Raw genomic sequence first — 13,072 nt, 5'->3', positions numbered from 1 at the left:
AACTTGGATTTTTTTTCTTTGCCTGAAGAATTTTGAACCGTCAGGCAGAGAATTTTTCAGCGCACACTTTGACGTCAACGTGTACTGAAAAAAGTTAACACTCGAGGCGGTTAAAAAAAGCAGTAATTATGTCTAAACGATTGGCTTCGTAAATTCGGTTTTGAAGATAAAATTCCTCAGGATCCGATGAAAACCTCCGCCGTTCCCCAAGAGCGATTTAACGCTCAAGAAAGAGAAGAATCAGAACATTTGCGTCAAGAGAATCGTTTGCTCAAAACCAGACTCAAACGCGAAAAAGAGTGTCAACCTGAAATGGGTTTTAGAAAAAACAGTGTAAATTTAATCACAAACTTAACCACCCCGAGTATCAACTTTTTTCAGTACACGTCAGTTTTTTTTTCGTCAGTCGAATAAGTCATCAGTTACATTTATCAATAATCCAAGTGTTATGAGAAAGAAGAATTTATTGTTTGGCGTTTTGGCTCTATTGTTCGCCCTGCCGGCTATTGCTCAAGACAACAACAACCTTCATGATGGAAAGATCCATTATGGAACAACCGTTTCGGTAGGCGTATTGAACGGCGTCAAAATAGAGGGGAGCGCGCGCTTCATGCCCGAACTGACGGCTCGTGCAGGCTTCGCCTTCATACCCTCCATTGCCATTATCAACAACAAAGTGTTTGTGCCGGATGATCCCCAAGAATTGGAGGCATATCAGTCGGCATTGGGCTATACACCCGGGATCAGAGGGAATTTGAAAGTATCCTCTTTTTCCGGCCATGTATTGGCTGATTACCATCCGTTCAAGAACGCTTTCCGCGTAACAGCCGGTTTGTACTTCAACCGTCCGCAAATCAATGCCAGGGTACAGCTGATCAATCAAAAGACAGGACAATCCATCATGAACGATCAGAGTACGCTCAATCCGAACAACATGCCTGTCATCACGATCAAGGACAAAAACAATCCGGCGGACAAGGTGAGCATTCAACCCTCATCGACGGCAGAGGTGGAAGCATCGGTACATTTGGGTAGGACCGTACAGCCTTATATCGGCATCGGCTACGGATTTGCTGTTCCCGTATCGAGGGTATCTTTCTTCGCGGATCTCGGAGTGCTTTTCTCCGGAAAAGCACAGATCTCGTCCCCCAATGTGATAAAGGGTGACCCGAACTTGCTGATTGACTTTTCCGAAGATGCACAGAAGGCAGTCTATTTGACACAGATACTTCCCATGCTCAACATAGGTGTTTCGATACGATTGTTCTAAAAACGCAGGAAGCACAAACAAACAGGGAGAGACTGTCAGGACGAATTCCTGATGGTCTCTCCCTGTTTTATTCGGTACTTGACTTGTGCAGCTTCCTACTAAAACAAGGATACAAAAGCGGGCAGAGCGGACAGGCAAGAAACTCTCCGAGCTCTGTGGGGAGGCATTGCTTACGGGAGAGATTATTGCCGTTCCTCAATTGGGAGAACACGAACGGAAAGCCATTCGGGTCCTGCAACGGGTTGCCTACTTCTTCAGTCATAGTTCCAACTTGATTCAAAAGAAAGACCCCTCTTGGGCTCCCCTTGCCGAGAACCTTTCTTACATCTCGCTACACGCCTTTCAGCGTTTCTATAGCTCTCGGCATCGGATTACGGACGAGGTCTATGACCTCCTGAATATAAAGCGAGTACCTTTGCAAGTGATAATAGTGAGCATTCTTTGGCTATTCAAAACAGTGTGCCTCAAAGCACTCCGCTCATTTCTAAATCATTACCTACCTATCCAACAATAAACGGTAACACTCTATTTCTCAACAAGATATTTCGCAAGCCAAAAATCAAGATAGCTAAGAATTTTTAGCCATTGCCTGAAGAATTTTCAGCAGTCAAGCGTTTTTTCATAACATAGCATAAGCAAAATGCGCCTTTAAGAGAATCGGCTTACACATCAAAAAACTGCAATAATCCGGGACACGCTCTTATACCGAATTCACATGATAACACGACAATCAACCTCTCAATAAGAAAAACGGGAAAAACCGATAACATTACGAATCAAATGAATATGTCAACATTTTATCAAAGTTTACGATCGATTTTTTATTTCGTTCTATATTTGTAAATAGATTGGAGCAGATCCGTTGATTTTTATGATACAAAACGGAAACTGTAAATTAAAAACATAACAAATATGGATGTTGTATACATTATCATTGTTGTTTTCCTTTTCTTATTAGCAACCTTCGATCTTGTTGTCGGTGTAAGTAATGATGCAGTGAACTTCTTGCAGCCTGCAATCGGGTCTAAAGCTACTTCCTTCAAAGCCATTTTATTCGTTGCAGGTATCGGCGTACTTTCCGGAGCCATGCTGAGCAATGGCATGATGGAAATAGCACGAAGCGGTATCTTCATGCCGGAGCACTACTATTTTAATGAGGTCATGATTATTTTTCTGGCCGTAATGGTGACCGATGTCGTTCTTCTGGATATTTTCAACTCGCTCGGCATGCCCACCTCGACCACTGTCTCTTTGATTTTCGAATTACTGGGGGCCTCATTTCTTGTTGCCCTTACAAAACTCGACCCGGCAAACGGTTTAGGCTTTCAGGAACTGCTTAACACCGAAAAGGCTTTGCAGGTCATCATCAGCATCTTCATGTCTGTGGCCATTGCCTTTTTCTTCGGTGCTTTTGTACAGTATCTTACCCGCATCATTTTTTCTTTCAACTACAAGAAAAACATGAAGTGGTTTATCGGTATTTTCGGGGGAATTGCGGTAACATCGATTATTTACTTCATGCTTATCAAAGGATTGAAGAGTGCCACTTTCATGACCCCGGAGGCTTATGCCTGGATCAACGCGCATACCGTTTCGCTAATTCTGTATTCTTTCGTGGGATTTTCCTTACTGATGCAAATTCTCCACGCTTTGCGAATCAACGTTTTCAAGGTTATCGTTCTGCTCGGCACATTGGCGCTGTCAATGGCTTTCGCCGGTAACGACCTTGTAAACTTTATCGGTGTGCCGCTGGCTGGTTTTTCTTCTTTTCAGGATTATATGGCAAACGGCAACGGCGAGTTCAATACCTTCTTAATGACCTCTCTGATGCAACCTGCCAAGACACCGTTACTTTTCCTGATCGGTGCGGGAGCAATCATGATGATCGTATTGATGACTTCGAGGAAAGCGCAGAATGTAGTCAAGACATCTGTAGATCTGGCCAGGCAGGACGAAGGTGAAGAGATGTTCGGCTCCTCTACCATTGCCCGATCTCTGGTTCGTTTTTCCATGTCGGTGGCAAACACATTCGCTCAAATAACCCCGAAACCGGTTGCTCACTGGATAGACAGGCGTTTCAAAAAAGACGAAGCCATATTGGAAAACGGAGCGGCATTCGATCTGGTGCGGGCTTCCATCAATCTGGTACTTGCCGGTTTATTGATCGCACTGGGTACTTCTTTGAAACTGCCCCTCTCCACGACCTACGTAACATTCATGGTGGCCATGGGTACTTCGCTGGCAGACCGTGCATGGACAAGGGAGAGTGCCGTATTTCGCATCACCGGAGTGATCAGCGTTATCGGCGGTTGGTTTGTAACAGCAGGAGCGGCTTTCGTTTTGGCTTTTCTGGTGGCCGGAGCCATGAAGCTGGGCGGTGTGGTGGCCATGGTGCTTATGATCGTATTGGCCGTTGTGGCACTGGTGAGCAGCAACAGACGCTATAAGAAACGTAAGGCCAAAGAAAAACAGGATGAAATCTTCACCAAGATGATGGCCAGCAAGGATAAAGACGAAATCTGGAGTTTATTGTGCGAACACATCAGAGTCAATCAAGCCAATCTATTGAAATTTGCCGGTAAAAATTACACTCAGATCACTACCGGTTTTATGAATGACGACATCAAGCCGCTAAGGAAAGCTGTTCGGAAATCAAGAAACAGGCGCGACCAGATCAAAGTTGTCAGACGAAAAGAAGCTGCCGGCATGAGACGGGTGGAGAAAATAACCCTGATAGAGAAAAATACGTGGTTCCACCTCAGCAGCAACCATGCACAACATCTGGTTTACTGTCTGAGACGTATGGCGGAGCCATGCAAAGATCACGTAGACAATAACTTCAATCCTCTTTCAGAAGAGTGTATCAACGAATTTACTCCTATCCGGGATGAGATTCTGGACTTGCTGTCTACAGCTCGAGACCTCTTACTGGAAAATCAGATAGACAATCTGGAGCCGGTAAAAAGAAGATGCAGGGATTTGAATAAGCGGCTACATACGCTTAGAAGAAGACAAATCGGACGGATACAGCAATCGGATGAGAGCCTGAAAGTTTCTCTGGTCTATCTGAATGTGCTGCAAGAGTCTCAAGAGCTTGTCAACTCTTTGGATAATATGCTGAAGTATACAAACCGCTTTATCGAAGAAGAGGTTTTGGAAGAAGATACAGTGACAGACGACGAAGGAGAAGAGTATCTGTTGACAAATCCTAAGTTTTGACTTCGTATAAAAAGTGCTGCGGGAGTGTTTCAAGGTATGCTCCCGCAGTTTTTATTCAAAAGATACGTTACCGGCACTCCGCACGTTCGCCATTGGCAGGCAAAAGATTTACCATAAGCGACATACCGGCATTTTTGTATCTTTGCGGCGGAAAAAAGATAAAACATTATGATAATTGCAGTGGATTTCGACGGCACTATTGTAGAGCATAAGTATCCTAAAATAGGAAATGAGATTCCCTTTGCCACAGAGACCTTAAAAATGCTGATTGCAGACAGGCACCGATTAATCCTGTGGACTGTACGAGAGGGCGCCCTCCTCCAAGAGGCTCTGGACTGGTGTGCGGAAAGAGGAGTTACATTCTATGCCGTCAATCAGGATTATCCCGAAGAGGTCAAGGGCGTTAAAGGTTTTTCAAGAAAATTGAAAGCCGATTTATTCATCGATGACCGCAATATCGGAGGTATTCCCGACTGGGGAACTATTTATACCATGATCCGAAGCGGAAAGCCTCTCTCTCCTTTTCAACAAAACAACATCGGGTACGAAAACGACAGAAAAAAGAAGAAAAAAAGTCTCTTCGGCAAATTGTTTTAGTACTGTTTTAACCGAGAACGACCGCAAAAGGCTTTGAAAACTTTTTGCGGTCGTTTTTGTCTGCTGATACACTGTTTCCTCCTCTTTCAATCGGAAAGTATGGTCATTTCGGCTCCGCTGGCATAGTCTCTGCCATTCTGTTCGCTCAGTGCCACGAACTTGATGTAGCGAGCCTTTTTCTTACCGGTAAAAGAAACCCGTTTCTCATTTTTACTGTTGTCGAATACTCCTTTTGCCACAGGCTTATCCCAATGTTCGCCATCGCTGCTCAGGTAAACTTCGTACTCTTTGATATCACCGGTATTGCTGCCATCCTGACGGGGCAGGTAGGTCATACCTTTAAGCAGTCTCTCCTCACCCGCGTCGAAAACCACCCAATGGGGATACTTGGCTACGGTAACAGAGTAGACGGAGTGCCACATCGTGGTATTCTCTCCGTCGGTAAGGTGGGTTGCATCTCCAAAACCGGATTCTTCACTGCTGGATTTGACAACTGCGGTTTTTATCTTATCCACGGGCTTAAGCCGGATAATCCGCTTTATTTGAGGGAGGTCTTTATACCACACTTCAATCTGACCGCCTTTTCTGAAATCGAAAGACTGTGTATACAGATGAGCTTTATCGTTATTCAGTTTATACATCAGAGGGCCGTAAGTTCCTGCCAGAGTTATGCTGCCGATAGCATCCTGTTCGATTGAAATGGGAGTGAGACGGGAGTTGATACCGAACTCCGGCTCAACTTCTTTCTTTGAAAGAGGCTTCAGAATAAAACCAAAGCGACGGCTTTCGCCATAGACACGGTCGGGTTTCAAGGGGCTGCCCTGCCCGCAACTGTTACCTCCAAGCCCGGTTACGGCACAGTCTAAATGCAGGTAGTTTACATCGCTCTTTTTGAGATTATGTAAATTGCCGCACAGGGTCATATCCAAAGCCGAGTAAGGCAATATCTGTGCAGACATGGAGTCTGCGGCCATGATTTCAATGCCATCACCGGCACTGTCGGTTAGTGAAAGCCATCTTACCGCCTCATGATTGGCGCAGTCCTGCGGTTTCGGAAAAGGTACCATTTGTTCGTCTACCGTAGAACTGTATAAACCGATCGGAGAACCTGCTTTCCTGTCCGGATAATTTCCCATCGGACCTCTGCCATAATAATTAAACCGGTCAAAACGGTTCGACACTTTGACTACATAACCCAGCCTCGGCAGGATAACACTGCTTTCATTGCTGTTGATTGCTGCATTAAAATAGATTGTCCCGTCCGGAGCGATAACCCAAACCTGATGCGTATTGAAATGGAAATTATCCAAAGTAAAAGGTTTATCCTTAAGATCATTAATCATGTTTTTCCCCGATGAGGTGCCTCCTTTGATTTCCGATTCGTAAGGAGCCTGACTCACCACGGTAAAAGAGAGCATAACGGACCCGTCTTTCAGCGTTTCCGAAGTAAAGCCGGTGACACGGTGTTGCAGGTTGTGCAAACCCAATGCAAACCAGTTGGCATAAATCCAATTATCGTTATTGGTGAAAGCTCTGAAAGGCTCCAAACGAGGCCCGTTACCCGAAGCGATAACCGGTTTGTTTCGATAAGAAAGCCGGTCGATTGTTCCTTTTTTCAAATCGAAATCCACCTCAAACCCCTCGCCTTTCACCGTCAGCAGATTTTCGTTTTGCATAGAAGTCAACGAATTGGATTTCGGCATCTCTCTTCGTAACGGAGGCATTAAAGACGGTTTATTGAGTATGAACTGCTCCTCGGCCTGTATATAACCCTGCTCTGCCCACGGTTTGTCTTCTTTCAGTTTCAAACCGACATTCAGAAGATATTCGGCATCGGATTCCCGATAAGCTGCCGTATTTACAGGCAATGTGACAAGGGCACGTTTGCGTGCTTCGATACCGTTTACAGAAGAAGTTCCTTCTTCCACAATTTTTCCGTTTTTCAGAATCTGCCATGCCAGCACATAATCGTCGAGATTTATGAAATAGTTCTTATTGAAAACTTCAATCTCAGCCGCTCCGACAAGACCGAACGCCGCATACTGGTAGACTTTTTTCACTTCAAAATACTGAGGTTTGGGCTTAAGGTCTGCAAACATGATTCCATTCATGACAAACTGCCCGTCATTTGGATAATCTCCGAAGTTTCCCCCGTATGCCTGATATTTTACTCCTTCGGGCGTGTAGTTGTACATCGCCTGATCTACCCAGTCCCAAATGGCGGCACCGCAGAAAAAGTTCGTCGACTCGATAGCCTGCCAGTAATCTTTCAGATTTCCGCAGGCATTACCCATGGAGTGGGCATATTCCGAGATGTGGAACGGATACTTGATGTCGTAGGCCCCTTTGACGGCTTCATTGACCCACGCAATACTCGGATACTGGTTGGAACCCATGTCCACAATCGAATTGTTTCTTTCGTATTGAACAGGTCTGCTGCGATCGAATGCTTTAACGGCCTGATAGGCAGCCTTGAAATTATCACCGGGTCCTGCCTCGTTGCCCAAAGACCAGATCACTACACTGGGTCGGTTGACCGTGCTATGCACCATTTCCATCACTCTGGCTACATGGGCATTACGCCACTCGACCGGATGGGATAGCGATGCTTTGCCGTAATAATATTGATGGCTTTCGATATTGGCTTCGTCCTCCAAATAGATACCGTATTTATCACACAGATAATACCAGTACGGATCATCGGGATAGTGTGAATTACGCACATGGTTTATGTTCGCCCGCTTCATCAGCATAATTTCCCGTTGCATTTGTTCGCGTGAAATCACTTTTCCTGTTTCCGGATTAGTTTCATGCCGGTTCACACCTTTCAGTTTAACGGTTTTCCCATTGATATAGAAATAACGTCCGCTCAATCCGAATTCATCTTCAGAAGCCGAGGTGTCTTTGATCTCTACTTTTCTGAATGCCGTATGGATAGAAACAGTTTCTACGGTGCGACCTTTTTTATCCGTCAGTTCCGCAATGAGTGTGTAACGGCCGGGGTGCTCGGCACTCCACAGTTCAGGTTCGTTCAGATGTAATTGCACTCTTGCCGAACCACAGGATTGTGAACCACTGTCGGGAATGATTGCTGCCGTCTGCCGGACAAGCACATCGGAGACGATTTCGTCGGAATAAAGTTTGTTTTCATAAAGAGAAAACTTTACCTGCATACCTTTCCCGGCATATTTCCCTTTTTCATTCTTGATAAGGCATTCGACATTCAATACGCCGTTTTTATACTGTGCATCCAAATCGGGTATTGCAACGAGGTCGGCAATATGTATGGCAGGCACAGCCGTCAAATAGACCGACCGGTAAATACCCGGCAGGCGAAACATATCCTGAGCTTCCAAAAAAGAACCGTCCGAATTACGGTAAACCTGCACGGCCAGAGTATTCGCACCATTCTTGAGATAAGGAGTTATACGAAAGCGGGCTGCATTGCGCGAGTTCTTCGAGAATCCCACATACGATCCGTTAACCCAAAGGTAAAAGAAAGAATCCACGCCATCGAAATTGATGAAAACCTCTTTTCCTTTCCACTCTGCCGGGATTTCGAAAAGACGTCTGAAAGAGCCGACCTCGTTACGATGTTTATAAACCGTCCAGTCTGCAGGCGGAGTTCGCATAACGCCTTTTTTCCAGTCACCCTCCTTTATTTCGTGGTAAAAGATAACAGGCTGATTCACGTAGATGGGTACGCCGTATTTTTGAGTACCGTCGGGCTGAATACCATAGATATTCCAGCTAAGCGGTACACGCACATCGTCCCAAAAGCTGTCGTCAAAATCGGGATCTTGAAAATTTGCCGGCGTTTCTTCCGGTACGGGAACCCATTTGAATTTCCAATTACCATTCAGACTCGATACGAAATCGGAGGCTTCGGGCAATACATTAAGAGCCGCTTCTTTGTTCGGGAAAGAAAAGAAATATGCCCGAGGCTGTTCTTTGTTCAGCGACAATTCCTCCGGAGATTCCCATTCGTGCCCTGTCGGTTGTTTTTCCCGAGCATATCTGAAACCTTTCAATGGTTCTCCCGCATGCAAAGTTATTCCGGTTAAAAAAAAGAGAAGTAACAGGCGAAGCATAATCGATATTATTAGGATTGGTTTTATTTGTATTCTATTCAAAGATAGTGCAAGAGACCGACAGACATGCTAAAAAGCTTATTTTCGCAACTTCTCTTCTTCGATTTTCAGAAGATCATCGTCATACAAATTCCAGAAAATACCATAGAAAGATTACCGGTTCATCCTCGAATACTCACTTATAGGGATTTTGTGTGTTTACAAAAGCCTTTACTTTTGTAAAAGTAGAAGTTTATGCCGAAAAATGTCGATGTGTACTGCGGATACTTTTACGATACTGTATTTCGCATCATTTCACGATTCAAATTCATACGAAGAGAATGGAGCAGAAAAACGCCTACACCGAATTGACGAATCGCTACGACGATGTACTGACTGCGCAAACCTGGTGGTCGTGGATTTATATGCACATATTTTGGAGAGTAGACGATAATAAAATCGCTCGTATCGTTCTGGATATGATACCGGATGAATTTCAAGGAACAATACTCGATTTACCTGTAGGTACGGCGGTTTTCACTGCAGAGAAATATCTTCGTATGCAAAATGCAGAAATTACGGGACTCGATTATTCTCCGGAAATGTTGGAGATTGCAGAAAGGAGAGCGAGGGAAGGCGGCTTGAAGAATTTAACCCTTATCCGCGGTGATGCGGGTAATCTTCCATTTGAAGACAACTGTTTCGATGCCGTTCTTTCGATGAACGGGTTTCAAGCTTTTCCCGACAAAGAACAGGCATTTGCAGAAGTATTCCGTGTATTAAAAACCGGAGGATTATTTTGCGGATGCTTCTATGTAAAAGGAGAAAACCGTATCGGAGACCGGATTGTCCGAAATGTATTGGACAGGAAAGGTTTATTCCTGGCTCCCCATTATACGAAAAAAAAGGCCTGTGAAAAACTTGTTTCACTCTTCGGATCCAATGTGGAAGCAACAAATTTCCGGTCTATACTCACATTCAAATGTACAAAACCCTGAAAACAGCAGTGGAATGATTTGTAAAGAATAATTATTAACCAAAAATAAAAGAATATGAGTGTTACAAATTTGATCGACGACGAAAGGGTTACGATTGTACAAGGTGTAAACGGGATATGTTTATGCCGGGAATCATGGATGATGGAGAAAAAAGATTCAGAAACCCTGCTTTATGGAAATGCAACCGGTACATGTGCAAAGAAGTGACAAACGAAACTTGATTATAACAGAATAGACTTTAAGAATTACAAATGCAAACCATCGTAACCATCTTTATTTTCTTTTTTGCTTTGAGATTGCTCTCTCTTTTTTACTCCATTCACAACGAGAAATCACTCTTGCAAAAAGGAGCTGTACAGCATGGCAAACTTAACTCGCTTTTCTTGACATTAGCACACATTGTTTATTATTTTTCAGCATTATATGAATCTTATTCTTCCGGAGCAGAGTTTAATTTTATCTCTGCATGGGGAGTAGTAGTCATGGGATTTGCATATATCATGTTGTTTTATGTTATTTATAAACTTCGTGACATCTGGACAGTCAAGCTTTATATTGTTCCCGATCAGCGTATCGAGAAGAGTTTTCTCTTTCGGAAAGTAAGGCACCCGAATTACTACTTGAATGTTATTCCCGAGTTGATCGGATTAGCCCTGTTTTGCAATGCCCGGTATACGCTGGCTTTCGGATTGCCGGTATATCTCTGTTTCCTTGCAATACGTATCCGGCAGGAGGAAAAGGCAATGAAACATCTTTGGGATAACTAAAGAAGCAGATATATTTATTTCAAATTGAAGAAAACTAAAAAAGGATCGCCCTTTGGAATTTAATTTTCAGAGGGTGTTTTTTGTTGCCGTCAATATTATATTATTACAGCAAGAGATCTCAAGGAATAAAATGGAAATTTGAATCTGACTTCAATTCCGGTAAAAACAGGATGAGCTATAATAAAAGCAAGAAAAAGCATCATCTACACGATATTTTGTAACGCTTTCCGCACGCAGTATATTTTTTTGTATATATTTGCGACCGTATCGATACCTTAATAATCAATAACCACAAAAATTAACCAAATGAAAAGCAAATTAAATTCTTTATCCTTGCTCTTTCTTTTTACATGGGTTTTTATTGCCTGTAGTCCCAAATCCGATCCGGACATTCCCGTCGAAGCTGTAAAACTCAGCAATCGAACTGTTACTTTAGTTAAAGGAGAGTCTGCTACCATTAAAGTAGATATTCTGCCGGTTAACGCATCGGATCAGACGGTTGAATGGTCTACAGACGATAAAAATATAGCGGAAGTTTCAGAAGGAAATATTAAGGCCAAGAAGCAGGGAAAAACAATCATTTTTGCAAAAAGTGGAGGCAAAACAGCTTCTTGCATTGTTCAAGTAGTCGAGAAAAAGATCCCGACCCAATCTATAACCTTCAATCATGATGAACTTAAGATTATAATCGGAGGAAAATTAAACCTTGATTATACGCTTGTACCGGTTGATGCCACAGACAGACCGGTCTGGTCGTCAAGTGACGAGTCAGTAGCGACAGTCGCAGATGGTGAAATAAAAGCATTGAGTGTCGGTAAAACTGAAATCAAAGTCGTTTCCGGCACAAAATCTGCCACTTGTATTCTTCATGTCAAATTGGGAGATGCAAAAGTGGACGAATTGACCATTTCTCCCAAAGAACTTAAAATGGAGGTCGGTGATGTAAAGCTTGTTGAAGCCGAGGTTAAAGCCGATAGACCTGATGATGTCGTTATTACATGGACCTCTTCCGATGAAAAAACAGCTACGGTTCTTAACGGTCGAATCAATGCGATAGCCCCGGGTACGGCAGAGATTAAGGCTGTGGCAGGAGAGCATGCTGCCGTTTGTAAAGTTCAGGTTGTAAAAAAAGACTACGCTGTAAAACAAATCGAGATTGCCCCTGCCAACCTTAAATTGATTGTGGAGCAAACACAAGTTCTGGCAGCAAATGTAATTCCGGAAGATGCTCTTGCGGATCTGGAATGGAAGTCAAGCAACGAAAAGGTTGCTATTGTAAGTGAGTTCGGGCAATTGACGGCCTTGTCTGCCGGAAAGACAACGATTACAGCCTCAGCCGGAGGAAAAACAGCATCCTGTGAGGTTCTCGTTCAGAATAAAATTTCGGTGGAAAACTTTAAGATCGAAGTTACAAACATTAAACCGGCTGCTGCTACAATATCATTCACCCCTCCCAATGATGACATGACCTACTATTGCTACGGAATGTCCAAAGCCAGATACGATTATACACTGCAAGATCCTGAAATCAAGAAAATCAGTGATTTTGACATGGCCTTCTGGAAAGCACAAGGTGCAGATCAATGGAAAGAGGCCATGAGAAAAGAACTGAAAAAAGGCTCTATTTCGCTTCAATTGGACGAATATTCTGGTATAACATTTGACGATACGGAATATATACTCTATTGTTACGGCCTGGATTCCGAAGGTGTTATGACAACCGATATCAAAACGTATTCCTTTAAAACTCTACCCAAGGTCAAATCAGATAACCAAATAAAACTGGAAATCTCCGAAATTTTCTCCGATGGTTTTACCGGTAAAGTTACGACCACCAATAAAGATGGATATTATATAACCATGCAACGTGCTCGTTTTGTGGAATCTTATCAAAATCTCAAGAAAGAAGGCAAATTGGTTAACGGCCAGGATCCAATAAAATATATGCTGTTTATCTGCATGAGTGGAGATAAACAAAATAAACAATCAAGCATCATCCTAAGAGGAGATACAGAGATTGATCGATATTATTTTGGTCGTAATAAGAAACCAAATACCAAATATTATATAATACTTGTGGGATATGATGAAGATCATGGTTTCTATACGGAACCTGTTTATCAAAATCTTACAACCCTTCCCCGCCAATAA

Annotated in this window: 7 protein-coding genes; 6 read left to right on the top strand and 1 reads right to left on the bottom strand. The window is 43.3% G+C overall.

Translation table 11 applies throughout. The features are described from left to right. Positions 1-448: 448 nt before the first annotated feature. From A3GI_RS0102530 to A3GI_RS0102515, 3 genes are all read left to right on the top strand, one after another. The gene (locus A3GI_RS0102530; RefSeq protein WP_018359903.1) at positions 449-1,270 is read left to right on the top strand and encodes a hypothetical protein; all 822 of its coding nucleotides are present in this window, start codon (positions 449-451) and stop codon (positions 1,268-1,270) included. Between the two features lie 912 nt (positions 1,271-2,182). After that, entirely contained in the window at positions 2,183-4,489 is a 2,307-nt protein-coding gene (locus A3GI_RS0102520; protein ID WP_018359902.1) for an inorganic phosphate transporter, read from the top strand. A gap of 168 nt (positions 4,490-4,657) precedes the next feature. After that, positions 4,658-5,086: a BT0820 family HAD-type phosphatase gene (locus tag A3GI_RS0102515; RefSeq protein ID WP_018359901.1), complete on the top strand. Its 429-nt coding sequence runs from the start codon at positions 4,658-4,660 to the stop codon at positions 5,084-5,086. 86 nt (positions 5,087-5,172) lie between these two features. On the opposite strand, the gene A3GI_RS0102510 is transcribed toward A3GI_RS0102515, so the two are convergent. Further along, positions 5,173-9,177 (bottom strand): glycoside hydrolase family 2 TIM barrel-domain containing protein, encoded by a 4,005-nt coding sequence (locus A3GI_RS0102510; RefSeq protein WP_018359900.1) that lies wholly within the window; start codon positions 9,175-9,177, stop codon positions 5,173-5,175. 320 nt (positions 9,178-9,497) lie between these two features. On the opposite strand from A3GI_RS0102510, the gene A3GI_RS0102505 reads away from it, so the two are divergent. From A3GI_RS0102505 to A3GI_RS10320, 3 genes are all read left to right on the top strand, one after another. Beyond that, positions 9,498-10,154: a class I SAM-dependent methyltransferase gene (locus A3GI_RS0102505; protein ID WP_018359899.1), complete on the top strand. Its 657-nt coding sequence runs from the start codon at positions 9,498-9,500 to the stop codon at positions 10,152-10,154. A gap of 251 nt (positions 10,155-10,405) precedes the next feature. Further along, entirely contained in the window at positions 10,406-10,921 is a 516-nt protein-coding gene (locus tag A3GI_RS0102495; protein ID WP_018359897.1) for an isoprenylcysteine carboxyl methyltransferase family protein, read from the top strand. 306 nt (positions 10,922-11,227) lie between these two features. Continuing rightward, the gene (locus A3GI_RS10320; protein WP_018359896.1) at positions 11,228-13,072 is read left to right on the top strand and encodes an Ig-like domain-containing protein; all 1,845 of its coding nucleotides are present in this window, start codon (positions 11,228-11,230) and stop codon (positions 13,070-13,072) included.

It is taken from the genome of Porphyromonas macacae DSM 20710 = JCM 13914 (assembly GCF_000379945.1).
GTDB lineage: Bacteria > Bacteroidota > Bacteroidia > Bacteroidales > Porphyromonadaceae > Porphyromonas > Porphyromonas macacae.
The sequence above is the reverse complement of the archived record's forward strand: the minus strand, read 5'-3'. Positions and strand labels throughout refer to the sequence as shown.